At 65.8% G+C, this 24,786-nt stretch carries 22 protein-coding genes, 1 tRNA gene and 1 pseudogene; 17 read left to right on the top strand and 7 right to left on the bottom strand.

The features are described 5' to 3' along the window. Positions 1-15 precede the first annotated feature (15 nt). On the bottom strand, positions 16-618 hold the full coding sequence (locus K7711_RS18905; RefSeq protein WP_222970717.1) for a DUF3558 domain-containing protein: 603 nt from the start codon (positions 616-618) through the stop codon (positions 16-18). Then, positions 615-1,013 (bottom strand): hypothetical protein, encoded by a 399-nt coding sequence (locus K7711_RS18900; RefSeq protein WP_222970716.1) that lies wholly within the window; start codon positions 1,011-1,013, stop codon positions 615-617. Before K7711_RS18900 ends, K7711_RS18905 begins: the two co-directional genes overlap by 4 nt. Before the next feature lie 332 nt (positions 1,014-1,345). On the opposite strand from K7711_RS18900, the gene K7711_RS18895 reads away from it, so the two are divergent. The 8 genes from K7711_RS18895 (at position 1,346) to K7711_RS18860 (ending at position 13,203) form a co-directional block, all read left to right on the top strand. Continuing rightward, positions 1,346-2,827 carry a hypothetical protein gene (locus K7711_RS18895; protein WP_222970715.1) on the top strand — a complete coding sequence of 494 codons (1,482 nt, stop codon included), beginning with the start codon at positions 1,346-1,348 and terminating at the stop codon, positions 2,825-2,827. After that, a complete protein-coding gene (locus K7711_RS18890) occupies positions 2,824-3,594 on the top strand; it encodes an ESX secretion-associated protein EspG (RefSeq protein WP_222970714.1) in 771 nt (256 codons plus the stop codon). The genes K7711_RS18895 and K7711_RS18890 overlap by 4 nt, the downstream gene beginning before the upstream one ends. A 674-nt stretch (positions 3,595-4,268) precedes the next feature. Then, on the top strand, positions 4,269-5,219 hold the full coding sequence (locus K7711_RS18885) for a hypothetical protein (protein WP_222970713.1): 951 nt from the start codon (positions 4,269-4,271) through the stop codon (positions 5,217-5,219). A gap of 41 nt (positions 5,220-5,260) precedes the next feature. Further along, complete coding sequence (locus K7711_RS18880; RefSeq protein WP_222970712.1) at positions 5,261-5,635, top strand: hypothetical protein; 375 nt, start codon at positions 5,261-5,263, stop codon at positions 5,633-5,635. Then, a complete protein-coding gene (locus K7711_RS18875) occupies positions 5,632-6,888 on the top strand; it encodes a hypothetical protein (RefSeq protein ID WP_222970711.1) in 1,257 nt (418 codons plus the stop codon). Before K7711_RS18880 ends, K7711_RS18875 begins: the two co-directional genes overlap by 4 nt. After that, complete coding sequence (locus tag K7711_RS18870) at positions 6,885-7,937, top strand: polyprenyl synthetase family protein (protein ID WP_222970710.1); 1,053 nt, start codon at positions 6,885-6,887, stop codon at positions 7,935-7,937. Before K7711_RS18875 ends, K7711_RS18870 begins: the two co-directional genes overlap by 4 nt. 33 nt (positions 7,938-7,970) lie before the next feature. After that, complete coding sequence (locus K7711_RS18865) at positions 7,971-9,641, top strand: hypothetical protein (protein ID WP_222970709.1); 1,671 nt, start codon at positions 7,971-7,973, stop codon at positions 9,639-9,641. A 4-nt stretch (positions 9,642-9,645) separates the two neighbouring features. Next, positions 9,646-13,203, top strand: a complete 3,558-nt coding sequence (locus K7711_RS18860) for a hypothetical protein (protein WP_222970708.1) — start codon at positions 9,646-9,648, stop codon at positions 13,201-13,203. 10 nt (positions 13,204-13,213) lie between these two features. On the opposite strand, the gene K7711_RS18855 is transcribed toward K7711_RS18860, so the two are convergent. Further along, entirely contained in the window at positions 13,214-13,765 is a 552-nt protein-coding gene (locus tag K7711_RS18855; RefSeq protein WP_222970707.1) for a hypothetical protein, read from the bottom strand. On the opposite strand from K7711_RS18855, the gene K7711_RS18850 reads away from it, so the two are divergent. Beyond that, the gene (locus K7711_RS18850; RefSeq protein ID WP_222970706.1) at positions 13,764-14,552 is read left to right on the top strand and encodes a hypothetical protein; all 789 of its coding nucleotides are present in this window, start codon (positions 13,764-13,766) and stop codon (positions 14,550-14,552) included. The two genes, K7711_RS18855 and K7711_RS18850, sit on opposite strands and share 2 nt — an antisense overlap. A gap of 3 nt (positions 14,553-14,555) precedes the next feature. Here the strand turns inward: K7711_RS18850 and K7711_RS18845 are convergent, their stop codons facing one another. Together K7711_RS18845 and K7711_RS18840 are read right to left on the bottom strand one after the other, a co-directional pair. Beyond that, entirely contained in the window at positions 14,556-14,963 is a 408-nt protein-coding gene (locus K7711_RS18845) for a hypothetical protein (RefSeq protein WP_222970705.1), read from the bottom strand. Positions 14,964-16,062: 1,099 nt separating this feature from the next. Next, positions 16,063-16,332: a hypothetical protein gene (locus K7711_RS18840; protein WP_308014819.1), complete on the bottom strand. Its 270-nt coding sequence runs from the start codon at positions 16,330-16,332 to the stop codon at positions 16,063-16,065. A gap of 194 nt (positions 16,333-16,526) precedes the next feature. On the opposite strand from K7711_RS18840, the gene K7711_RS18835 reads away from it, so the two are divergent. Continuing rightward, positions 16,527-17,465 (top strand): helix-turn-helix domain-containing protein, encoded by a 939-nt coding sequence (locus tag K7711_RS18835; protein WP_222970703.1) that lies wholly within the window; start codon positions 16,527-16,529, stop codon positions 17,463-17,465. Between the two features lie 227 nt (positions 17,466-17,692). Here K7711_RS18835 and K7711_RS18830 read toward each other — a convergent pair. After that, positions 17,693-17,766, bottom strand: a tRNA-Ile gene (locus tag K7711_RS18830). Positions 17,767-17,909: 143 nt separating this feature from the next. Here K7711_RS18830 and K7711_RS18825 point away from each other — a divergent pair. From K7711_RS18825 to K7711_RS18795, 7 genes and pseudogenes are all read left to right on the top strand, one after another. Continuing rightward, on the top strand, positions 17,910-18,338 hold the full coding sequence (locus tag K7711_RS18825) for a nitroreductase family deazaflavin-dependent oxidoreductase (protein ID WP_222970702.1): 429 nt from the start codon (positions 17,910-17,912) through the stop codon (positions 18,336-18,338). An 832-nt stretch (positions 18,339-19,170) separates the two neighbouring features. After that, positions 19,171-19,554 (top strand): hypothetical protein, encoded by a 384-nt coding sequence (locus K7711_RS18820; protein WP_222970701.1) that lies wholly within the window; start codon positions 19,171-19,173, stop codon positions 19,552-19,554. After that, positions 19,551-20,474, top strand: coding sequence for an amidohydrolase family protein (locus K7711_RS18815; RefSeq protein ID WP_222970700.1), 924 nt, complete (start codon positions 19,551-19,553; stop codon positions 20,472-20,474). The genes K7711_RS18820 and K7711_RS18815 overlap by 4 nt, the downstream gene beginning before the upstream one ends. Beyond that, entirely contained in the window at positions 20,471-21,769 is a 1,299-nt protein-coding gene (locus K7711_RS18810; protein ID WP_222970699.1) for an MFS transporter, read from the top strand. The genes K7711_RS18815 and K7711_RS18810 overlap by 4 nt, the downstream gene beginning before the upstream one ends. Then, positions 21,766-22,367 (top strand): annotated as a pseudogene (locus tag K7711_RS18805) (MFS transporter); the annotation flags it as partial. The gene K7711_RS18810 and the pseudogene K7711_RS18805, both read left to right, overlap by 4 nt. Then, positions 22,360-22,872, top strand: coding sequence for an amidohydrolase family protein (locus K7711_RS47665; protein ID WP_308014833.1), 513 nt, complete (start codon positions 22,360-22,362; stop codon positions 22,870-22,872). The pseudogene K7711_RS18805 and the gene K7711_RS47665, both read left to right, overlap by 8 nt. Next, positions 22,865-23,656, top strand: a complete 792-nt coding sequence (locus K7711_RS18795) for a DeoR/GlpR family DNA-binding transcription regulator (protein ID WP_222970696.1) — start codon at positions 22,865-22,867, stop codon at positions 23,654-23,656. Before K7711_RS47665 ends, K7711_RS18795 begins: the two co-directional genes overlap by 8 nt. Positions 23,657-23,666: 10 nt before the next feature. On the opposite strand, the gene K7711_RS18790 is transcribed toward K7711_RS18795, so the two are convergent. Then, on the bottom strand, positions 23,667-24,662 hold the full coding sequence (locus tag K7711_RS18790; protein WP_222970695.1) for a zinc-binding dehydrogenase: 996 nt from the start codon (positions 24,660-24,662) through the stop codon (positions 23,667-23,669). Between the last annotated feature and the right edge of the window lie 124 nt (positions 24,663-24,786).

Genomic DNA, 24,786 nt, shown 5'->3' with positions numbered 1-24,786 from the left:
ACAGTGCGGTCACCCTCACCTGGGGACCACGGACTGGATGACACTCGCGATATCGATAATTTTCTCGCATGCCTGCTCGGTGGAATTCGGATCCAAAATGCCCAGTTGAAAATCGAGCGTGCCGTCGGGGCCCGCCGTCTCCAGAAAGCAGGTCCCCGCACCATCGGGATGTATCAGCGCATCCCGACCGTTCACCTTGGCGTCGGTAAATTTTCCGGCATACCTCTGACGGAATTCGTCCATGGTGACGTTGGTAGACCAGATCCTCAGCTCACGCACGTCCATAACTGAGCCATCGACCGACCCCTTCTGATCGAACATACAGCCGATGAAAGAGTATCGGTCGTCGATCTGGTCTTTTCGCTCGCGCGTTGCGGGATCGAACCCGATTTCGGAGATGGCCGAATCCCCCACACCAATGCATGGGTCGAAATTCACCGCAGTTCGGCCGTGATTGTATTGAACGGCCGCCGGGGCAACGGAAGCGGCGATACTCGGCGTTGCGGTCTTGGTCGCGGTTGGACCAGAGCCGAAATTGCTGGAGCTGTCTTTCGCGCAGGAAGCCACCAGGACGAGCATCGGAAGCGCTACGGCTATAGCCAATCGAATGAGTTTCATTGCAGGCCGCCGGCATCCACGGCTGCGGTGGTCAGTTGCTTCAGGCGGGCAGCGTCGATCTGATCCGCCTCTGCGAACTGTTTACCTGCACGCAGATAGGCGACCTGAATCTGTCGCACGACGTCGGTCAGCTGGTCGATGACCGCCATTCCGACGATCGCTTTACCGACGAACCCGTCCTGCAGCTCCTGGGCGGACCTGAAGCCGCCGAACCCGGAGAAGTGCGTGGCGGACTTGAAAGTCTGCCGAACACGAGCCAGCTCGCTGAGCATCAAGTCGTATTGACGCTTCGCCTGCTGCGCTGCATCTGCAGAGATCGAGAAGCTACCGGCTGCGACTGCCTCGTTGAACACTTTGATCTCGGCGTTGCCGAAGTCGATCCGCAGTGTGCCCATCTCGTGCCCCCTTAGCACTCTGTTCGGAATTTTACCCGATAGTCACTCTCGACACGCGGACACGGTTCGGAAAAATATCCAGAAATCACCGCCTGACCAGCACGACTTTCGGATAAAAGATCTTGCACACCCGGCCGTGGCGAAAATCGGCACGGCGGAGCCGAACATCCACATGATAAAATGACCCGGCCAGGGTGTGTCGCAATAGCGTCGCCCACGGCCATCAGGGGGTAGCAAACATGTTCGATACGGACGATCCTAGGTCGACATCACCAGCGCCATTCTTGCCTCCATCGCCGATTACGTTGTTCCGGGCCGGGATACCAGGCGTGATGAGCACGCAGGACATCCAGGCGATCCAGGATGTTCAGCACAAGATCAGCAATTCCGTGGCGCAGGCCGAAACTGAGGAAAACCAGCTCAGCAACGAAGGTGCGGGCACAGATCCCGATTATGCAAAAACAAATGAACATTTCGCGAGCATGACTCATGAGCAGATCTACATCGCGGTGTTCGGCCGCTCGGACGGCTCCGGCGGTATGGATGTACGCCGGCTGCGTCAGTTGCAGCAGGACTGGCTCGATGCCGCGAGCGCTCTGGAGAACCTCTCGACCTTCAACCTGCTGGGGATGAACAACATCTTCAACCACGGGTTGTGGCAGGGCGTGAGCGGCAGCGCGGCGCAGGCCGCCGCGGAACGAATTGCGCACGCCGCCAATCAGATCGGGCAGGTTTTCGAGGTCGTCAGCCAGCGGCTGGATTCGATTGCCTGGGCTGCTGATGCCATCCGGCGCGCCGTCCCGCCCGTACCCGCGGGGGCGGCGACCGTGGCGACGAATCCCGACAACGCGGCTGAATCGATCGTGCCCGGCCTGATCAATCCGGCCTACGCCGATCGCATCGAGAGCCAGCGCAAGTCCGCGCGGGATCTGGCGGTCTACGTGATGCAGACGCTGTATACGCCAAGCTTTCCGCCGGCCGGTGCCGGGGTTCCGGCGTACAGCCAGGCGCCTCGAGTCGGCGGAACAGATCCTGGCACAACGAATCCCGGGGTTTCGAATACCAGCCGGGTCACAACGAGCGCCGAGGACACTCGGCGCAACCCAGGCCCGAACGCGCAGAAGCCGGATGCTTCGGACCATGAGCCCACCCGGCCGACGGCAGCAGATCCCGATAGCAGCAAGTCGGATGGAACGACACCGGCTGAGCCGAGCAGGCCGTCGACACCGGGCGATACGATTACGCCCGCGACAACGACGGCAGCCGGATTCGGCCCGGGCACCGACGTTTCGAGTGGTCCGGGTGCGGCAGCGGCAGGTGACTCCCTCAGCCTCGGTCCGGGTTCGGCGACAGGCGGTGGTCCGGGAGAGGCGCAGCCGAGCACCGCATCCGCCGCTCGAAGCAATCGCACGCCGGCGGCTACCGCGAGACCGGCTCAGGTGCCGACATCGATGGCGCCCCATGTCGGCAAGCACGGCGACAAGACGGAGGAAGACCGAGAGCATTACAGCCCGGACTACTTGCGGGCCGTGCAGCCGGACTGGACAGCGGGATTGGAGCCGCCGGTCGAGGTTATCGGAGCGGACTTCATCGCGGCCGATCCTTACTCCCACACGCAGGGAGCGCAGGCGTCCGAGGCGATGCGAGCCCAGTGCCCACCAGAGCCCGGGTCGACGACAGCACCGGAGACAAACCCGGAACTCACCGGTCTGTTCATCGAATACGGTTGGGGCGCAGGGCCGAACGAGGAGACCGATCGCTCGAGAGCGAATTCGGGCGACGCCACCGGGAAACAACCGGGTGCCGATCAGTGAGGACCCGATCGCGTTGGCAGTTCACGCCCGATGAGTTCGCGTATGTCTGGACAGCCGAGACCGGCTCGGATGAGATCCCCTTCCCGATCAACATTCTCGAAAGCCCCTCCACGGGCGAGGAATACACGAGACTACGCACGGAGATCTCCGCCCGCCATCCCCGTCACGGCGACCCCGACCTCGTCGGACCGCTACGCACCGTGGCCGACCCGGATCTACGGATCGTCTCCTGGGGTCGGTTTCACAACTCGGACAGGCGAATCCGAGCGCTCACCTCCGTTGTCGCCGATCTCGTCGTCGTACTGTTCCAGAAGCCCGGTGAATCAACGGATTTCGGCGGCGACTTAATTCTCGTCGTCGCCCGGCGGGAACGACTCGGACACCACGTCGCCGCCACCCTGCCGCCGATGCGCCCCGGAAAGACCGAGCAGTTGATCGGCTACACCCCTCGGGTTCGCGGCGACCAGCCGCCCCGCACATGGCGCCGCGACAACCTCGGACAACAACCGGTCGAGGAGCGAATCCGCCTGCTGCTACGCACACCTCGCACCGCAGAAGGCTACTTGCGTGTCGAATCCGACCTGCACCAACCGCCGCAATACATCAGCTGGCTCGATATCGCCCCCGACCACCGAGCCGCCGGCCGCTACCTGATCACCGTGGGCGACGACGACACGATCGTGACCCCCGCATCGGCCCAGGTCATCGCCCGGGAAGTCGATCGCCGCGCGCAGACGTGGACAGGGCTCCACTCTCGTCGCCGATGACGAACACGACCAAGTCGTCGTCGCTGGCCGGAACACCACATCGGCCGCCGGGCACACGTCGGCAGCGGTTGTCGGGCAACCGGGCGGGCGGACCGCCGAGGGCGACCGTTCGGTTTAGGTTCGCCGTCATGGACTCGATCCGAAAAGACTAGTGACACTTCGTGTTCCAGCCGGTAATGTTGATTCTGGTCGATCGACCATCGCACATGCTTGCGGATGCGGTTCTCGAATTCTGTTGTTGCGCAGGAAAATTAAGCGGTAGCCAACCATGACCTCCGAACACGAGTGCTCGACTTCCGCCGTGGTTATCGCTGTGAGTTTCCTTGCGAGTCGGCTGTGTTCGTAGCGGGCGGCTGCGGCTGACGTTTCAATCAACTTGTTGCCCAGTCACTTTCATTCGACAGAACCCACGAGCACTACCTGAGGCCCACGGCCACATCGTCACCGAAGCTAATCGTCGGAACTCATCGAGTTCATCTCTTTCGACACTTCGAGATACTCCGTGCGAATGCGCGATTTTCGTCCTGCGCGCACGAATTCACGGTGAATAGCGATACGCGGAAATTCGAAGTGCGCATATTCATTCGACTTCATTCCGGTCGGCGGCACGTGGGTGCCGTGCCGACCGGCCGAAATTGCTCTGCCTCCCGGATTCGGGAATGAAAGGTGCCGCAATGGAATTCGATGCCACATCAACGAAATTCGATGTCGTGCTCGGCATCGACTCGGCCAGTTTCTCGGCGGGAATCGCCGAGCTCTACAACGCCCCGGACAAGAAGGCATACGACGCCTTCTTCCAAGGCGAATACCAGGGCCAGGGGGTGGAGGGCACCTGGGCGGTGGTCGGGGACGCACCCGATTTCCGGTTCGAGGCTCCCACGCTGGAGAAGTGGCGCGACTCGGTCGACAAGAACGGACAACACCCGCCCGACGGTGACCTTCCGGCCGACAACGTCTTCGTTCTGTCGATCCCCAGCCTGCAGATGGCCGTCACCAAGCTGCCCACGGTGTCCCCGGAGGTCGAGTTCTACGGGCAGGTGACGCTTACTACCGATTCCGAGTCGAACACACCGACGGTGTCGCTCACTCCGCTGGCCGTCTGGGCGGACGAAAGCCAACTGGGACAGGCGAAGCCGTTCGTCAACGGCATCATCCTGCCGCAAGTGTTCAAGAAGCTCGCCACGGTCCTCGAGGGACACGAAATACCTTCGCAGCAGTTCCCGTTCGGGCAGACCACGCTCGAGCTCACCATCGTCGGCGTCCTCATCACCGACACGCACCTGATCGTCGTGGCCACGGACGGCGACACGACCGCCGTGGCGGTGCCGTCGGCATGGCCCACCGATCCGGTGTTCGCGATCGTCAACCGCGGCTACGCCTTGAACCTCGCACAGCAGGCCGCGGCGGCAAACAAGAACAAGACGCTCTACGACAAGCAGCCCGACGGAACGAACAAAACGGCCTCCCTCGCGGCCAAGGCGGTCCTCGCGAGCGTGGACGACATCACGGTCAGCTCGACCGATGCGACGTCGTGGTCGGGCGAGCTGAACGTGTCCTTCGACGTGTCGGCCACGGTGCTCGGCAGCACGTGCGCATTGAAGAAGGCCGGCAACAACATCCAGTAGAAGCCTCCGAATCCCGACAATACCGAGGACGGTGAACGCCGATGCAGTACAAGGTGACCCTGACACCGCAGGAACCGACATTGACCGTGAAAGTGTCGGCCGACTCGGCCGAGCAATTCACCGCCACGGTCACCGACCTGAACCTGACGCACGCGGAAGTCGAGCCGGACGGGAAGGGAATCGACAAAGTCCTCGAAGCCGCGGCCAAACCCCTGGTCCAGGCACTGGTCAACAAACTCGTCCCGAGCCTGATCGGTCGCGTGAAGGGCCAGAAGCTCTCATGCAAGCTCGACCATCCGGTCGGTTATCGGCTGAAGGTCCAGGACGTGCCGATCTGGGTGCAGGCGGCGAACCTCACGCTCGGTACGCACGAGACCCACCTGCTGGCCACCGGCCAGATCGAGGTCCGGTCATGACCGCGCACGGCCCGCTGTCCGTACCGACGCCGCCCGCCATGCCGCTGGCGCGCACGGTCGAGATGCCCACACACATCGGCTACCCCTCGGGCGCGCTGTCGCTGCGGTTCACCGAGGTGACCGTCGAGCCGACGCGGGAGCCGGACGCCGTGGCCGTATCGGACGGCGACCGCACGGTGCTGGGACTGCCGCCGCTGCTGGTGCGAGCACGGTACGCGATCGACGCCACGCCCGACCGCGTCGCAACCGTCGACGGCGGCGGCGACCTGTCGCTGCTGTCGGAATCGGCCACCGCGCCCAGATCCGGCGACGAGACCGAAACGCACCCGGAATGGCTCGACAACGCGCGGGACCAGCGAATGAGGTTGGCGCAGACCGAGAACGGCGCCAGTCTGCTCAACCTGTACGACCAGCACACGGATGTGTTCGCGGAGCTGTTCGACCCCAACTTGGGAACGTTCACCAAGGACATCTGGACCAAGGGCGATACGTCCACGATGGCGGCCGACACCCACGATGCGGTCAAGAACGATACGGGCCTGGTCAACGACCCGGACAAGACCTACTCCCTGCCCTCGGGCACCCCGGCGAACTACAACCTCAACGCTTTCGTCCGTCAGGTCGGGGCCTCCACCTACATCCACTACCTCGACCCCGACTACGACCCCACCGACCCGACGAAGCAGACGCTCCAACCCAAGTACCAGGAGGCTGTGGACGCCGTGGGCAAGTTCGCGGAAACCGTGAAGGGCACCGGGAACGACAAAGGCAACACCACCGCGATGACGTCGGAGCAGATCTACCAGACCGTGAACACGCATTCGGGTGAGCCGGCCGAGCTCCCGTCCGAGCAGTTGGCCGCGATGCGGAACCCCTTCGCCGACGACGTCTGGGAGGGCCGGGACGACGACGAGCGCGACCTGATCAGACAGTTCCACCGGCAAGCCCGAGCCGGCCGCGAGGAGTTGCGCGCGGCCGCGGTGCCGACCTCCCTGTTCGAGGGTTCGGGTACCGGCCGGATCACCGGAGCCGCCGTGGTGACCGATGCCGCCGGTGCGGTCCGCGTCGAATTCCCGGATTTCGACCTGGCGCTGGACGATTCGGCGTGGACGGGCGCGGCAGCCGATATCGCGCGGGATCGGCTCAACGCCGCGGGATTCCTGGCCGGCCTGGTGCGTGACGCCGTGGCCGAACGGCTGCGCGTCGCGGTCCTGGCGGGGGAACCGAGCCTGCTCACGGATCCGCCGCAATGACCGCCACGGAGATCGTTCCGCCCACGACCGTGCTGCGGCCGGGTCCGCGTGCGGACCCGATCGCGCAGGTGTGGCGCACGCTGCTGGCCACCGACCTCGACCGGTACCGCGCACTGCTGGACGAGGCGCTCGTACCGCAGCGCGACTACCTCACCGACACCGAGCGCGCGCTCTACACCGGTGGCAAGAAACTGCGTCCGATGTTGCTGGCCCTGTCCGCGCACCTGGTGCACGGGCCGGGCGAACTGCCGCTGAAGGCGGCCCGCGGCGCGGTGTCGCTGGAGATGCTGCACATGGCCACGCTCATCCACGACGACGTGATCGATCACTCGGCCGTGCGGCGCGGGCTGCCCTCGGTCAACTCCGCGCGCGGGGCCGGGACGGCGATCCTCTTGGGTGACATGCAGTTCGTGCAGGCCGTGCGCGGGTTCGTGGAGTGCATCGACGTCGAGCGCGACCTGGGCCTGGTCAAGTCCGTGCTGGACGTGGCCTTCCGGATCTGCTCGGGGGAACTGGACGAGCTGCGGGTGGATCCGTCGTGGCGCACAGAGGTTCTCGTGGAGCGCTATTGGCGCACGATCGACCGCAAGACGGCCGTGCTGTTCGCGCTCGCGTGCGAGAGCGGTATCGCGCTGGTCGACGGCCACACCCGCGACGTGCGCCGAATCGGCTGCTTCGGCCGCCGCGTCGGGCGCGCGTTCCAGATCATGGACGACCTGTTCGACCTGACCCAGGACGAGTCCGTCTCCGGGAAGCCGCGCGGCATCGACCTCGCCCGCCGCAAACCCTCGCTGCCGATCGTGTACGCGATGGCGGAACTGGGCGAGCAGCACCGGCTCAGCCGCGTCATGCGCGGCGCGCAGGCCATGCCCGACGACCTGACCGGACTGGTGGACGACGTCCGCACCACAACAGGGTTCGCCCGCGCGTACGCGGACGCGCGCACACAGGCCCTGGACGCGCTGGAGTACCTGCGGCCCTTTCCCCGCAACCCCTACCGCGACGCGCTCGAACGGATCGCGCTGCACGTCGTCGACCGAGACCGCTGATCACCACCAGCACCGCTCCACCGGGAGAACATCATGGGCGAAAGTCTGTTCCGATTCGTGTTCAATACGCTGCAACCGAGAATGGCCGTGGCCGGCACCAAGTTCTACCTGCCGACCGTGCTGTCCGGCCTGACCGACGACCACGGTCACAAAGTCCTGCCACTGCGGTCCGATTCCTGGCCGATCGGCCCGCTCCAGGATCAGGGCGCGATCGCCGTCGCCGGTGTGTTCGGGGACTCGTTCAAGGCGTACTGGTCCTTTCTGATCGCAAGACACCCGGACGAATTCGACCCGCGCGTCGAGGCGGATCAGTTCGACGTCATCGAGACGCCGGGTAACGACAAGCCGACACTGAACCTGTCGAACGTGACCGTCGACGGGCTCCAGAACGCCCGTCTCGAGCCGGACCTGGTCGTGGCGCGCGCGGGCAGCGGCTATACCTCGACCGTCACGATCGCATTCGGAACATTCCCGGAACTGCCGCAAGAGCTGACGATCACAGGCGATTACACGCTCACCCAGTCACTCAGCATGGCCGACGAGGGGACGCGGACGGTCACCGCGCAGCAGGAGAAGAAGGCTCCGTTCGCCTGGCCCACCTTCGATTACTCCTGTGCGGGGACGTTCAGCTTGTTCGTCACCACGCTGTGGGCCGAGGTCGACTGGACCCTCGAGGTCGACGGGCAAGGGCGGCCTATAATCGCGATCAGCCGAATCCGACTGCGCGGCAAGCAAGTCGGTGATGACCCGGCGCTGACACTGGGCCCGGTAACGGTCGACAAGTATGACCCGGGCCTGCAGCCGGATGTCTTGGAACCGGCCGTCACACAGGCATTCGGCGACCCCAACGCGCGCACGGAACTCCTCGCGCGCATCGGGGAAACGCTCAACGAGCAGAACAACCGGGACAGCCTGGCCCGGGAGCCGACAAAGAACCTGAGTTCGGTGCTCGACCGGTCCATCGGTCCAGCCGCCGGAGGAAATACGGTGGACGACAGCATATTCGCCCGCTTCGGCAGCGCGGTGAACAACTCGGCGAGCGACTACTATCTGCCCGCCGTGATCTTCGGGGTCACCTCACCGAAGCTGGATCCGTACCAGTTGAGCTCAATTCCATTCCAGGTCGAGGTATGGGACACGCCGGTCGATGTCGCGTTGAACGATTGCGCGCTGGCCGGGATCGCCGATGCGATCGCGCCCGCCGACGATCTGGTATTCGACCCGGGTGTCACTGCGCGCGTATGGTTTTCGACCCTGCCCGACAAGAGCACGGTGCGGTACCGCGACGCCGGCGGGCACGAACAGACCGGAACATTGACTGCGCCACTGCGGCTGACCGGCACTGCCGTGGTCACGATCGAGGGCCAGGACCCCATACAGGGGCCGTTCACCGTCACGGTCGCCTCGGCCACGGCCGATACCGTGCTTCCGACCAGCGGCGGCGCACACAACGCCCTGGACACCCTGACGATCACCTGCACGTCACTGAGCATCGACGCCGACCCCGGCAACATCGACATCAACGTGGACATCGGGGACAGCTTCAAAGATCTCATCAACCAGGAACTCAACACGACCGAGAACCGAAAGAAGATCGTCGACGAGATCAACAAGAGGCTCGGGGAGTCCGGCACGCTCACCGACCTCGGCAACACGATCAGCGAAAACGTCAGGGGCACAATCACTTCCCGGCTGGACGGGTGACGCTGTGACCACGCTGGACGATCTACTGGCCACCGTCGCGAACCTCGTCACCGCGGGCACATTCGCGATGGCGCCTGGCGCGCTGGATTCCGAGGGCATCCGCGTCCTGGTGACCGACTCGTTTCCGCTCACCGGCGGCAAGTGGGTGCTGACCGATGTCCAGGGGCCGACGCGCCAGAACGACGCCGTAGTGCTGACCGGCACGTCCGCGACGCTGCTCGGTGTCGACGCGCCCAGCCTGGCGTTGTCGTTCGACCTCGCCGACGCGGGCGCGCCCGCGCTGCAGGTCGTGCTGACCCCCGATCCGGATTCGTGGAATCCGGGCGTGTCCTTCCCGGACTGGCGGGACAACGCCGCGGCGCTCACCGACCTGGTGTTCGGACGGCCGCGACTGGTGTGGTCGAGCCTCACGCGATCGGAGGCCGCGGCGGGCCTCAATCTGGCGGCGGACGATGTGGCGAGCAAGGGCTCGCTGGCCGCTCTGGCCGTGTTCCCAGACCTGCGGTTGCCGCAACCGCGCGGGGCGATCACCAGCGGTACGCCCCCGACGACCCGGATCACGACCACGCCCTCCCCGGCGCTGACGATCGGCGGCCTGTCGCTGCCGCTGACCTTCACGGCGGCGGCGGCGGCCGAGCCGGGGCCGTGCCTGCAGTTCGACAGTGCCGTCCACATCGGCCACGGGGTGCCCGATATCGCGGTGTCGGCGCGCACCAGCGACCTGAGCGGCTACCTCATCCTCGATGCCGACCTCACCACGGCGTCCTCGTACGCGCTGTCGGCCTTCGCGGACTTCCTGCACGACGCACCGGTCGCCGACCTGGTGCAGGACGTGCTGACGGTGCCCGAGACCATCCTGCTGACCCACCTGAGTGCGGTGATCGGCCTCGACCCGGCCCGGTTGGCCTCGGTCGCGGTTACGGTCGGCACGGGCCGGTCACTGGACGTGATACCCGGCCAGGTGTCGATTCCGAGCGTCAGCGCGACGTTCACCGTCGAGGATCCGGTGGGGACGCTAACGATCTCGGCACTGCTGGTCGGCACGTTCCGGTTCCTCGACGAGTACGACCTCGAAATCTCGGCGTACTACGCGAAGTCGAGCATCAGATTCGACGGCGCGCTCGACCCGGACACCAGCATCCCGCTGTCCCGGATCGTCCAGAAGTACGTACCGAGCGCGACCTGGCTGCCCGAGCTGACGCTCGACCGGCTGGAAGTCTCCGCGGACCTGCGCGACCAGCAGTACTCGTTCGGCCTGGCGATCGCCAGCGACTGGCCGATCCCGCTCGGGCCCGCCACATTCCACCTCACCGGAGGCTCGCTGGACCTCGACTATCGGGCGAACACCGGGTTCGACGGCACGATCACCGCCACCGCCGCGCTCACCGGCCGCTCGGGAGAGCAGGTCGCCTCGTTCGACGCGTCGCTCGCGGTGCGCTCGACCGGGTTCGAGCTGAAGGGCGTGGTGCCGGAGGTGTCGCTGACGGGACTGGCCGGGGCGTTCTCCGGATCGGACGTTCTCGCCTCGTCGGGTCTGCCCGCGATCACCCTGAAGAATTCCGCCGTTCTGGTGCGCCATGGCCAGGACGCCGCCCGCGAACTCCGCATGACGAAGACCGCGAGTTACGAATTCGCCGTGGCGACAGAGGTTTCCGACGATAAGCTCGGGTCGGTCCAGTTGTTCCTCGCTGCCCGCCGGACCGGCTCCTCCGCACTGATGGCGGCCTACCGGAACGAACCGATGTCCGCCGCCGACACCAGCCAGGCCGGGTTCGTGGTCGGTATCGTGGTCGAGCCCGACTGGAACCCCGGGACGATCTGGTCCGACCTCGGCGGGGTTTTCGATTATCTGGAAATCCGCGACGCTGGGATCCTGGTGTCGACGGACACATGGACCGGGCCGTTCCCGGATCTGAAGCTGCCCCGACTGCCCGAGACGATCAATCCCGGCGTGACGTTCATCGGCTCGCTGTTGCTCACCGACAAGGCGCTGAGCGTCCTGTCCCATGTCCTGCCCGGGGATGTCGAACTCGACCTGTCCGCCAGCATCAACACGAAGAAACTGCTCGACTCGAGCATCCAGGGCATCCTGCCCCAGCCCGCCCGTTTCCACTCGGTCGACTTCACCAAGCTGGTCGTCACGTTGACGACGACCAGGTTCAGCGTCGAAGCCGACGTCACGTTCACCGTGCAGGACGAGAAGGTCCCCCTCGTCGGTCGCGGCGTGATCGGTCTGGCGCTACCACCGACTCTCACTCTGTCGGTATCCATCGAGCACTGGGTCGCCCCCTTCGGCATCAGCGGGCTCACCATCGATGAGTTCGGCCTCGACATCGGCGTCGAGGACACCGGACTGACGGTCGGCCTGCTCGGGAAGTTCCTGATCGGCACCGGGCCCGACGCCTTCGCACTCACCATCGGTGGCGAGTTGACCGATCTCGATGCGCCGAGCGCCTTCGTGTTCGGTCTCGATTCGACCTCCGGCCACGAACTCACGCTCGCCGCGATCGTCGGCCAGTTCACCGGCACGGACCTGCACAGCGTTCCCCTGTTGGACAGCATCGCGATCACCCGGCTCGACTGCTATGTGGTGGCCGACCCCAACGGCTGGACCGCTCCCAATGGGCATCTCTACCCGAAAGGCTTCGGGCTGGACGCCGACGTCCGGTTCTTCGAATGGACGCTCGAGATCAAGGCCGTGCTGGGGGACAAGGGGATTGCCGCGGCAGGCTCGATCGAACCGGCCATCGTCTTCGGCGATCTTTTCACCCTGTCGGACGCCACGGGCAAAACCGGACCCCACGTCGCGATCGATACCACGGCGCTGGACACACCCGGCAAGACGTACTTCGATGCGTCCGGGCAGGTAAAACTTCTCGGCCTGGTCGAGACGTTCACCGGCCACGCCGCCGAGGACGGGTTCGCGTTCTCGTTCCACACGAACCTGCTGAACCTGTTCACCACCGACGCGACCGCCGAGCTGTCCGAGAAGGGACTCGAGGGCAGCTTCAGCGGCGACTACAACTTCGACCTGACTCTGCAAGGCGATGTCAAGGTCGATGGAATCACCGTGATCCCGAAAGGTTTCGGGATTCATGGCCCCCGCGCGAGCCTCGATGTCGGCTGCGCGGTGTCCATGAGCGCGGCGAACCTGCACGCAAACCTCGACTTCACCTGGTGTGGAGTGCATTTCAACCCAGCCATGGACCTCACGGTCACCGCCGATGTGCTCACCGATCTCCCCAAGGCGATCCTGATCTGGATTTCCGACAATGCGGCCGCGTTCTTCGCGGGCATTCTGAACGACGTGAAGGCATGGCTCTCACTGCTCATGCAGGGCGTGCTGTGGCTCGGGCAGACCGCGATCGAACTCGTCAAGGTCCTGTTCATCCACTTCGAGCAGTCGGTGGCAAACGTCGCCGACACATTGCTCGGATTCGGCGAGTTCGACATCCCCACCCTCGCTTCTGCCCTGGTGGAGGTATGCGGCATCACCATGAACGAGGCCCTGAAGCTGCTCGAAAAGAACTGCGCCATCACCAAAGCGGCCAACGCCCTCTGAGCGCGCGAACTCATTGCGCCACTGAAGTTCTCAACGTTTCCTGTGAAATAAGCACCCTCCGAAAGGATTTCCCGTGAGCGACGTCGCAGTCGGACTGTCCACCGACACCCTGAACGACATCATCGAGCACGTGTATCAGCGCCAGTACCCGCAGTATTGGCGGGACAGCACCACATTCACCCAGAGCGGCACGACCTACGAGCTGTCCTGGGACGTCGTGCAGGTACCGGTGTTCGACCTGAAATCCGTTGTCGACCATGACGGTCTGGCGGCCCATCTCGTCGGCGACGGCGAACTCGACGGAATCACCCGCGCGGAACTCCTGCGCAGCGTCGCCGCGACCAACGAGACTCAGGTGTTCCATCTCGACTTCCCGCAGGTGAAGCTGACGCTGACGGTGGACGGCACCCCGGCCCAGGACACCGCCAGCGTGCAGATCGCCGCCACCGTCGACACCTCCGGCGACGACCTCGTCCTCGAGCCGCTGCGCGCGACCGTCTCGACCGGGCACAAGTTCCCCGACTGGGTGTACAACGACAAGGTCGTGGGTCGTCCCGGTCATGCTCGACGCGGCCCGTCGGTTACTCGCCGGTGTGCCCGTGCCGATTCCGGAGATCGAGGGCATCACGCTCACCCAGCCGGCCGTCGTGGTGACGGACGACCATCTCGTGTGCACCGCGAACGTCGCGGGCAGTTCGCTGCCGGCCGCGCAGAACGAAAATTGGCCCGACGAACCATTTTTCATCGTCCTCGGTCCCGACGCGGTCCGAGCCGTCACGGCCATCGGAACCCGAGATCTCGAAGGGCACACCGAGCAACCTCACGACGAGGCGGACGTCGGGATCGGCACGGCGTACTACAAGGCGACCATCACCATGCAAGACCTCCGCGTCCAAGGCCAAGTGGCGGAGGACAACACGATCAGCGTCGCGGCCACGGTGACCGGTAGCGGCTCGGCCGGCATCAACTGGGTCCTGTTCGGATCGACGGACGGATTCTTCGATCTGGACCTGACCCCGGACCCGGTCGCGACCGTTCAGCTGGCCCTCGACGACACGAAGCTCTCGGCGAAGACGACCGGGGTGAACGACTTCGACCTCCACCTCACCCCCACCTCGGGCGATATCGTCAGCGTCGTACTGTCTTTCGTCGCCAACGCCCTGACCGGATACATCAGCCCGTACGTCCGCGACGCCCTGACCGGACTGTCGTTCGACGTCTACACGGTGCCCACCCTGCACGTGGACGTCGACACCGTGCGTTTCGACGCCACGCCGCTGGACCTGCGCCTGTCCACCGACGACGGCACCGTCGCGATCGGCGGACGGCTGCAGATCACCGACCGCTGAGGGTCATTCAGGAACTTCGGGGCCGTCGACCTGCCATTTGTTCTTGTAACTGCGGGGCGACCCATCCCACCGCTCTGCGCGATAGGTTTGCCCTTCCCAGTAGAATTGGAGTTCGTTGATCGCGACAAGAGCGTAGGGCGCAGTGGTGAGGAATTGGGATGCGGCCTCGGCGGCAGCGTCGTAGAACCTCGCCTGCGCGCCCTTCTTGTTGTACGCGGGATTGTCATGAGGGTTGGGATCGGGCTTGTAGGTGCCGCGCAACTGTTGCCGTTCCGGCTTCTTCGGGCCGTCGGTCCGCGTTACCGAGACCTGCACAACCACTTTGATACCACGCACCAGGCTCTGGCCCCGGGACTTCAGCTCCTGTCCAACCGGGTAACCCGCATCGATGGCGACCTTCGCGATGGGCATGGTTATCGGACTCCTCCCCGAAGGCAGTGACACCCAGCCCTTCGCCGGTCGACCGACCTTCGATTGCCTTGTCTACCAAGGGTATTCATAACATAGTACGGCAGACCAGTCCCGATGACGACTACCTCACCACCGCACTGCCGATCATCACGAGACCGGAGTTCCCGGAGCCGACATGCCACGCACCACCAAGGTGACGGAAAGCGGCACCGCAGTGACGGTCGACTCCGCCCACGCGATCGGTTCACCGCGTAGCCGTCATACCCCAATGAATATGCCGCTGACACCATCTCAGCGCGCCTACGGGCACAGGAGCTGAATTTTCACCGTATTAAAATTGTCTCGCCAGTTCTTCGCTAGTTGTGTCATCCATTGACCGGACTTTTGGTTCTGGTACCACATCGACAAGTAGCAATTCTGAACCGTTGTATCGTTCTGCATTATCACAGGAAAGTTCTGCAATGGGCTGTCCGTGGGAAAGGTTCGATCTCCGAAGAAATGGTATCCGGACTTGTCGGCAATCGCTTCGGTCTCAGCTTCCAGTCGATGTTCGGAGGTTGTCTGATGGATTGTCGCCAAAGCGAGAACGATCGAGGCTGCCGCGATACCGGCGCAGACTGCATAGATCAATCGATAAGTCAGTCTGTCATTCGATCTGACCAAGCGTAGTGACAATGCGGCTGCGACGAGAAGCAGAACTCCGGCTGCCGCAACGTGCCACCAAGTGCCAGAAGCGAATGTCCTACCCCCGAGATCTATGACAACCTCGTATCGCCTCATGCCCATAACCTCAGTTCATAAGTCGGCACGTCGAATCCGATCGATGACCGCATCGCTCGCATGTGCGTCCCCCATCGCGGATCCCGCCTGGCCCGCCATCGATTCTCCCCCGGTTCCGCCCATTCGGCACCGGCAGCAGTTGCGGTAGCAAACTCAGTCGCGTACGAGTGCGGTTATCGGTCACGAAAATCCTTGCTGCCGTGCGTATCTTAAAACTCGTAATCTCTGCAGGATCGTTCACGCGGGACGTGTTCGGGCCAGAGCGACCAGACGATCACCATCGCCGGCAGGCCCACCGCCACGGCGTACCCCAGCACGATCACTCGCTCAGCCCGGCGTCGACGTTGAGCCAGCGCGCGAAACTCAGCCGGGGGCGGGCGGATTCCACGCAGGCGATCGACATGATGCCGTTCAGTTCCAGCACGTCGAGATGATCCGGGCCGGGGATGATGACGGCGTCAACGTCTGCCGCGCGCACTTGGTCGACCAACGGGATCACCGAGTCTTCAGGTGCCCAGACGAGGAGGTAGCCGAGATGCCGGGCGAGGCGTTGAACCTGGGCGCGGTCCCAGTGCGGCGCGACGCTCACCTCGAGATTGATCCAACCGAACGCAGTCGGTCGTGTACGCATCCGGTCCCCCTGCTGCCGTAGTGGTTCGCACCCACCGCCGGAGAATCGAGTTCGGCCCGGCGGCGGGGCCGAATTCGACGCTAAGCGGGCAACGTTGGCGCACCTACGGTTTCGGCGTCCACAGGTGTCCGCAGCCCCGTTAGGCTGGAGTGGTGGAAACAGGGGCGATCATGCGGGCCGCTCGTGAAGCGGCCGGTATCTCTGTGCGCGCGATGGCGGAACGGACTTTCTACAGCCGGTCGTATCTCTCGGCGATCGAGACCGGACAACGGCCGGTGCCTGCCGGGGTATCCGCCGCTTACGAGCGGGTACTGGGGACTACAGACCTCGGCCGTCTGACAGTCGCGGCGAGATCGGCCTCGAGCGTGGATGCCGGCGCCCTGTCCGAAGTGAGCGCGATGCTGGCCGCCACCCGGCGTATCGAGGATGCGGCCGGTGCTCTCGCAGTCCTCCCAGCGGTGCGCGGAATGTCGGCCATGACCGAGCAATTCGCGCGTGAGGCTCAGACGGCACGACCGGACGCGGTGGTACTCGCTTCCGAGATGACGCAGTATCGAGGCTGGCTCGAGCATGCGGTAGGCGCGGACACCGCCGCCCAGCGCAGCCTGACTACGGCGGTGGAACTGGCGGCGGAATCCGGCGACCCGGACCGACTTGTGCACAGTCTCGGTTTCGCCGGATATGTCGCGTGGAGCGCGACAGGCGATTACGACGAAGTGATCGCCTTTTCGGACGCGGCGCTGGCCGTCCGCGGCGCGCATCTAGTCCTTGTCGCCTACGCCCGGATGCGCCGGGCCGAGCTACTGGCCGCCCGCGGCGAGACGCGGGAAGCCCGCAGTGCGCTGGCCGCCGCCGACGCCGCGACCGAGGCCGCGCACGGCGTCGAACCACCGGAGGCAATGTATTGGTGGACACCAGGATTCGGCGGAGTGCAGCGCGGCGGCGTCCTGTCCTTGCTGGGGGATAGGGTCCACGCGATCGAGGAAGCCACGGACGGCCTGGCCGAAATGCCTGTCGAGCACCGCCGGACCGAATGGCTCGCATCCGCACTGCGCCGCGTCGACCCGGACATGAACCCGGTCAGTGGGTAGAACAGCAGCCCAGTTCGCGCGGACCGGCGCGACCTCGCCACCAGCGACCTCGGCCCTACGGGATGGCCTTCGCCCGGCGCTCTTGATCAGCGATCCCCTCAGGCCGTCTCAGGTTGCCGCGAGCAGCGCCATCAGCGGGAAACAGACGCATGATCTGCGGCTCAATGAGCGTTTGCCGTATCGACTCGACTGAACCGACCAAGCATTTTCGCTGGCAGCAGGGATTGTGGGGCGGGTGGGGCTCGAACCCACGACCAGCGGATTATGAGTCCGCGGCTCTAACCGACTGAGCTACCGCCCCCGACCGCGTGGTAACTGCGGGCAGGGCGATGGTACCGAATCGGGGGACTGTTCGCCTATTCGGATCGCCAGGAACTCGATGGTGTCCGGGACATGGCGTAGCAGATAGTGTGGCGGGTGAAGGGGACGGACGGGAGGAGCGACGTGGCGGATCTGTTCGTGCAGGTGTTGCGGGCGCATCAGTGGGTTTACGAGCACAGTGGCGGGCTGGTGGGGCATCGGCTGCTGGCGGGTAATCCGACGTTGCTGTTGCGGACGGTCGGGCGGAAGTCGGGGCAGGCGCGGACGAGTGCGCTGACCTACGCGCGTGACGGGCAGGACTATCTGGTGACCGCGTCGAACGGCGGATCGCCGCGGCCGCCGGGGTGGCTGGCGAATCTGAAAGCCGCGCCGGACTGCGAGATCCAGGTCGGCCGCCGGAAGATCGCGGTGCACGCGCGGGCGACCTACCCCGACGACGCGAACTACGCGCGACGCTGGGGGCTCGTCGACAAGGTGAATCAGGGGCGGTACACGCAGTACCAGAAGCAGACCAAGCGGCCGATCGCGGTCGTCGTGCTCAGTCCGCGCTGACGGACGCAACGTCCTGCCGCGCTTCACATCCCGTCGCGGCACCTGAATCATGCCCTGACACCGGCGCACCGAACGCGACCGGGCCGAATCCGGCTCGGACAGCTCTGTCCGCGAATCACCCAGCGGCCGAGTCGGACACCCCGCCTGCGAATACCCAGTAGCCGAGTCGGATAGCCCGGCCTGCGAATCACCGAGCGGCCAAGGAGGTTTCGCTCAAAACGCCGTTGCGATCTGCTCTGTGGCACCGAAAACACTCCCGCCCTGCGAATCTCGCACGCAACCGCCGCTCGACCGCAGCACCCGGCCGCATTCACCTGGTTCAGCTTTCGGAGTCGATGAGACCGAGATCGCCGAGGCATGACACCGGCCGCGGCAGCTCCGGCGCATCACACTCATCGAGCGACTCGCGAAACAGTCTCTTCCGCAACAGCTTCGGCCGCTCCAGCCGGTCTCCGACACCACGGAAAGGCTCCCGCAATATCTGTCGGTGGTCGCCGCCGAACGTTCGCCGGGACGACCGACCAGCGGCATCATCACCGCCAGCCGTACATGGCCGTGACGATCCGCATGATCGGCATGCGAGTAACGCACGCACCGACATTCCCGGACGCCCCGGAGCCCGGACGCATCCATCCGCCGCACAGCTCCCCCGCACGTCGCCGACGGCCACACCACCACGTCCAGCGACGCAACCGGCCTCCCCGATGAAGTCACCAGCAATCGCACCGACAACCCTCACGACGCCTGTGAACCAATGTTACAACTGATGGACAGATCTGTTAATTCGTAATAGATTCGATCATATCGGAACATATCGCTGGTCGGAGGGCCGATGAACTACGAACTGCTGTTCCCCGAGCAGGGGGCCGCTCCGGTGCGGTACGCGCTCACCGGCGCGAACGGCGGGTTTGCCCGCTCGCTGCTGATGCAGACCCGGGCGATGCCCGCGCTCGCTCCGGTGGCACTCGGCGACCTGGATCCCGACGGCCGCCGCACCACCTGCATCGAGCGCGGCTACCCCGACGCCGAGCTGATCACCTGCCATACGCCCGACGAGGTGCGCGCCGCCGCCGGCCCGGGTACCGCCCCGTACTACCTGGCCGCCGGCGCCCGTCTGACCACCGATGTCCCGGCCGGCACCGTCCTGACCCTCGACCATCTCGACACCGACGCTCGCTCCCGGCGCGACGCCTGGCAGAAGGGAGCCACCGCATGACCCGCGCGGTCCCACCCATTCTCGATGCCCACCACCACTTCTGGGACCTGTCCGGTCCGGGCGGGCACTATCCGTGGCTGCAGGATGCGTACAACCCGGACTTCTTCCTCGGCGACTACCACGGCATGCTGCACGACTTCGAGCCTGCGCAGTACCGCGCGGCGACCGCCGGATACGAGGTGCGCGGCACCGTCCACATGGAGGCCGAGCGCGCCCGCGACGAGCAGCTCGCCGAGACCGCTTACCTCACCGAACTGAACGAGCGCACCGGCCTGCCCACCGCTGTCGTCGGGCACGTCTACTTCACTCAGCCCGACCGGGACGAGGTCTTGGCCGGGCACGCCGCCAACCCGCTGGTCCGCGGTATCCGCTCCAAGCCGGTGACCTCGTCCGGGCCGGGCGAGTCCGTCGCGGGAACACCCGGCAGCATGCAGGACCCCGCGTGGCGCGCCGGGTTCGAAAGGCTTGCCGCACACGGCTTCTCCTGGGACTTGCGGGTGTCGTACTGGCATCTGGCCGAGGCTGCGGAAGTCGTCGCCGAACATCCGGAGATCCCGGTCGTGGTGAATCACTGCGGGCTGCCGCTGGACCGGTCCGACGAGGGCCTGGCCGCCTGGCGTACCGGCATGGCGGCGCTGGCCGCGAACGACCATGTGGCAGTGAAGGTTTCCGAACTCGGTCTGCCCGACGGGCGCTGGGACCGGGCCTCCAACATCACGGTCATCCGCGACACCGTGCGGATCTTCGGATTCGACCGCGCCATGTTCGCGTCCAACCTGCCGGTGTCCGGGCTCAGCACGACGTTCGACGAACTCGTCGACACCGTCCTCGCCGCCCTGCCCGAGGCGACCGACGACCAGCTCGCCATGCTGTTCGCCGGGACCGCCGCCCGCTTCTACCGGATCGGGGATGCGCTGTGACCGCCCCTGCCACAACGGAAGTCGACGAGGATCGGCTGTTCCGCAAGATCTCGCTGCGGGTCCTGCCGGTCCTGATGATCGGCTTCCTGCTCTGCTACATCGACCGGGTCAACATCGGGTTCGCCAAGGATCAGATGATCAGCGACCTCGGATTCAGCGATGCGGTGTACGGCTTCGGCGCGGGCATCTTCTTCGTCGGATACTTCCTGTTCGAAGTGCCGAGCAACATGATCATGCACCGGGTCGGCGCGCGCCGCTGGATCGCCCGGATCATGATCACCTGGGGCATCCTGTCCGCGCTGATGTTCCTGGTGCACTCGCCCACCCAGTTCTACGTCATGCGGTTCCTGCTGGGCGCGGCCGAAGCGGGTTTCATTCCCGGCGCGATCTACTACATGAGCCAGTGGTATCCGGCGCTGCGACGCGGCCGGGCCTGGGGCACGTTCTATCTCGCGCTGGCCGCGTCCGGCCTGGTCGGCGGGCCGGTGGCCGGGCTGATCCTCACCTTCGCACCGTCCGGCGGGGCACTGTCCGGCTGGCACTGGCTGCTGATCATCGAGGGCGCGGCGACCATGCTGCTGGGCGTGTACATCCTGTTCCGGCTTCCGGACCGGTTCGCCGAGGTGAGCTGGCTCAGCGACGCGGAGAAGGCACACCTGGAGGCCGCACTGACCGCCGAGTCGCAGGCCAAGCCGAAGCTCCGGCTCGGCGCGCTGCTCACCAACGGCAGGTTGTGGCTGCTGGTCGTCATCTACTTCGTCTACAACTGTTCGCTGTACGCGACGTCGTTCTGGCTGCCCACGCTGGTGGAGACCGCGGGCGTGCACGGGTCGCTCTCGATCGGCTTCGTCTCGGCGGTGCCGAGCCTGTGCGCCGCGATCAGCATGCTGGTGTTCGGCTACACCTCCGACCGCACCGGCGACCGCCGCAACCACCTGATCGTCGCGTTCCTGATGGCCACCGTCGGGCTGGCCATGTCGGTGATCTGGCAGGATTCGCTGCTCGGCATCGTCGGGTTGTCCCTGGCCTACATGGGTACGCTGTCCATTCCGCCGATCTTCTGGAACCTGCCGACCGCGATGCTGACCGGCATCGTCGCGGCGGCCGGCATCGCGATGATCAACTCCTTCGGCAACCTCGCCGGATTCGCCGCGCCGTACCTGGTCGGGTACGTCAAGACCGCGACCGGCAGCACCGGCGCCGCGCTCAATGTGATCGCCGGGCTGATGCTGGTCGGGGCGATACTGGTCGCGACCATCCGACGACGCTCACTCACCTCGGCGGACGTCGAATGAGTCGGCCCGCCACCGCGGAGACGCTCGCCAGAACGCACGGACAGCAGCCCTCCCGGACCCGCTGGCTCATCGTCACGCTGCTGTTCGTTCTGTACACGGTGAACTGCGTGGACCGCAGCTCGGTGTCGGTCGGCCTGCCGCACATCGCCAAGGACCTCGCGTTGTCCGGCACCGTGCAGGGCCTGGTGATGAGCGCGTTCTTCTGGAGCTATTCGCTGCTGCAGATCCCCGGCGGCTGGGCGACGGACAAGCTCGGCCCGCGCCGCGTCATCGGCGTCGCGGGAGTGCTGTGGGGCGTGTTCCAGGCGGTCGCCGGGTTCGCGGTCAACGGCGTGATGCTGATCCTGACCCGCATCGGGCTCGGCGCGTTCGAGGCGCCCTTCATGCCCCGGCCAGCCGGGTGACCGCGTCCTGGCTCACCCGCAAGGAGAACGCGCGGGGGATCACGCTGATCGACAGCGGCGCGCCGCTCGGCTCCGCGGTCGGCGGTCTGGCTGTCGCCGCGATCATCACGCTGACCGGCTCGTGGCGGCTGTCGTTCCTGATCGTCGGCGCGATCAGCGTGGTACTCAGCCTGGCCGTCTGCGCGTATATCCGTAACCGGCCACGCGAGCACTCCCGGGTCAACGAGGCCGAGGCCGCGCTGGTGGAGGCCGGGCAGACCGCAGCGGAACCGGCGGCCGACGCGCAGACCGGCCCGGCCGGCCCGCGACGTCCCGGACGTGCTGCTGATCGTGAACCACACCGGCGTCCCCGGCGACCGCGATCCCGCGACGCTGGCCGGATGGCATGCGGCCATGTCCACCCTCGCCGACCTGCCGAACGTCGCGGTGAAGATCTCCGGCCCGTGCGTGCCCGGCCGGCCGTGGACGGTCGAGTCGAATGCGTGGATCGTACGGGAGACCGTGGCCATGTTCGGCCCCGAGCGCGTCATGTTCGGTAGCAACTTCCCGGTCGACGGCATGTTCGCACCGTTTCGTACGATCTTCGACGGCTTCGCGGAGATCGTCGGTGATCGTCCGGACGCCGAGCGACACGAGATGTTCTACGGCACCGCGCAGCGCATCTACCGCCCGCGCCTGAGAGGAGACGGTGATGGATGACAGCGCGACCCCCGGCATGATCCCCGACCAACGTCGCGAGTTCCTGCTCCGGCAACTCCATCAGCGCACCGTGCTCAGCGTGCACGAGCTGACCGAATTGCTGTCGGTCTCGCACATGACCGTCCGCCGGGACATCGCCGCCCTCGAGCGCCAGGGCAAGGTCTTCTCCGTGCCCGGCGGTGTCCGCCTGGCCAGCCAGTTGCGCGCCGAGCCCTCGTACGACGACAAGTCCGGCACGGATCTGCCCAACAAGACGGCGCTGGCGCGCGAGGCGGCAGACCTGATCGAGGACGGTATGACGCTGTATCTGGACGCCGGCACGACCCTGCTCCAGATGGCGCCCAGCCTGCGCGACCACGACCTGACGGTGGTGACCAACGACTTCACCATGATCGGCGCCCTGCTGGACAGCGACGTCGACCTGGTTCACATCGGCGGCCGCGTGGAGCACCGCAACCGCTCCACCATCGGCACCCTGGCCACCGGCATCCTCACCCAGGTCAACATCGACCTGGCGTTCATCAGCACCAGCTCCTGGGATCGGCATCGCGGCTCCACCACCCCGTCGGAGTCCAAGGTCGTGGTCAAACGCGCCGCCATGGCCTCGGCGGCCAAGTCCGTCCTGGTCGCGGGCAGTGACAAGTACGGGACCGTCGCCATGTACCGGGTCGCCGACCTGCCCGAGTTCGACATCGTCATCACCGACGAGGATCTGGCCCCCGCCGCGGCCGCCGGGATCCGGGATCGCGGAGTGGACCTCCGGCTGGCCGCCCGCGTGCACTGAGCGAGGGTGCTCAGACCGTCAGGATCGTGCGCCCGACTGCGGTACGTGATTCGATGGCCGCATGGGCCGCCGCCGCCTCGGTGAGTGGGAAGCTCTGCCCTACAACGACTTCCAGATTTCCTGCGCCCGCCTCGGTGAGTGCGCGACGACCGAGGGCCTGCCAGTCCAGATCGTCCTTGGTCATCTCCAACAGGGTTCGCACCGTAATGCCATGCGCGGCTGCGTATTCGGCCGGGTTCTCCAGGAATCCACCGGCAGCGTTGCCGTATCCGAGGAAGCGGCCACCGGGCGCGACGACGCCCAGGGCAGCCGTACCGATCGGCCCGCCCGCGCCGTCGAGCACCACGCTCACACCCGCGCCATCGGTCGTCTCGCGGACTCGATCCAGCCAGCCGGGATCCTCGTAGTCGAGCGCCACCTTCGCGCCGAGACGTTGTGCCAGTGCGAGTTTCGTCTCACCGTGCGCCGCCGCGATGACCGAGGCTCCGGCCGCCGTCGCCCATTGCGTGAGCAGCGTGCCCAACCCGCCGCCCGCGGCGGTGATCAGCACCCACTCCCCCGGGCGGATCCGAGCCTGCTCGGCGAGCATCAGCGAGGTTCGTCCGTCGTGCACCAAGGCGGCGGCCCGGACGTCGTCCAAGCCGTCGGGGATCTCGACCAGCGTCTGCGCCTTCGCCAGCGCCTTGGTCGCATAGCCGCCGATGGGCAGCCCGCCGCCGATGCCGCTGGCCGCGGTGGCCGTGGCCACTCGTTTGCCGATCCAGCCGGGGTCCACGTCCTCGCCGACGGCCGAGACCACACCGGCGACCGCGCCGCCGGGCACGTACGGCGGCTCGACCGGGAAGAAGTCCCGGCCCCACCCGCCGCGCAGCCGCACGTCCAGGAACATCACATCGGCCGCCGCGACATCCACGACCACCTGCCCCGGTCCGGCGACCGGATCGGACACTTCGGTCGCGACCAGCACTTCCGGTCCCCCGAACGACTTCGCTTCCACCACATACATGTTCGGCCACATCCTCTCGTCTCGAACGATGCGACCAGCCTGATACCTCGAGCTATGTTGAGGTCAACCCCTGTTCGCCGAGAGCGAGAACACGTCGCGAAGGATTTGCCGGTCACCGTCGGAT

Origin of the sequence: Nocardia coffeae (assembly GCF_019890715.1) — a bacterium.
GTDB classification, from domain to species: Bacteria; Actinomycetota; Actinomycetes; order Mycobacteriales; family Mycobacteriaceae; genus Nocardia; species Nocardia jiangxiensis.
This window is presented reverse-complemented; position numbering and strand designations above follow the sequence as displayed.

Excerpts from the sequence above, each read along its gene's own strand:
- K7711_RS18865 (WP_222970709.1), top strand. The coding sequence starts at position 7,971 with ATGGGCGAAAGTCTGTTCCGATTCGTGTTCAATACGCTGCAACCGAGA.
- K7711_RS18790 (WP_222970695.1), bottom strand. The coding sequence starts at position 24,662 with ATGTATGTGGTGGAAGCGAAGTCGTTCGGGGGACCGGAAGTGCTGGTC.
- K7711_RS18895 (WP_222970715.1), top strand. The coding sequence starts at position 1,346 with ATGAGCACGCAGGACATCCAGGCGATCCAGGATGTTCAGCACAAGATC.
- K7711_RS18875 (WP_222970711.1), top strand. The coding sequence starts at position 5,632 with ATGACCGCGCACGGCCCGCTGTCCGTACCGACGCCGCCCGCCATGCCG.
- K7711_RS18855 (WP_222970707.1), bottom strand. The coding sequence starts at position 13,765 with ATGACCGGGACGACCCACGACCTTGTCGTTGTACACCCAGTCGGGGAA.
- K7711_RS18820 (WP_222970701.1), top strand. The coding sequence starts at position 19,171 with ATGAACTACGAACTGCTGTTCCCCGAGCAGGGGGCCGCTCCGGTGCGG.
- K7711_RS18905 (WP_222970717.1), bottom strand. The coding sequence starts at position 618 with ATGAAACTCATTCGATTGGCTATAGCCGTAGCGCTTCCGATGCTCGTC.
- K7711_RS18885 (WP_222970713.1), top strand. The coding sequence starts at position 4,269 with ATGGAATTCGATGCCACATCAACGAAATTCGATGTCGTGCTCGGCATC.
- K7711_RS18815 (WP_222970700.1), top strand. The coding sequence starts at position 19,551 with ATGACCCGCGCGGTCCCACCCATTCTCGATGCCCACCACCACTTCTGG.
- K7711_RS18880 (WP_222970712.1), top strand. The coding sequence starts at position 5,261 with ATGCAGTACAAGGTGACCCTGACACCGCAGGAACCGACATTGACCGTG.
- K7711_RS18795 (WP_222970696.1), top strand. The coding sequence starts at position 22,865 with ATGGATGACAGCGCGACCCCCGGCATGATCCCCGACCAACGTCGCGAG.
- K7711_RS18870 (WP_222970710.1), top strand. The coding sequence starts at position 6,885 with ATGACCGCCACGGAGATCGTTCCGCCCACGACCGTGCTGCGGCCGGGT.
- K7711_RS18845 (WP_222970705.1), bottom strand. The coding sequence starts at position 14,963 with ATGCCCATCGCGAAGGTCGCCATCGATGCGGGTTACCCGGTTGGACAG.
- K7711_RS18850 (WP_222970706.1), top strand. The coding sequence starts at position 13,764 with ATGCTCGACGCGGCCCGTCGGTTACTCGCCGGTGTGCCCGTGCCGATT.
- K7711_RS18900 (WP_222970716.1), bottom strand. The coding sequence starts at position 1,013 with ATGGGCACACTGCGGATCGACTTCGGCAACGCCGAGATCAAAGTGTTC.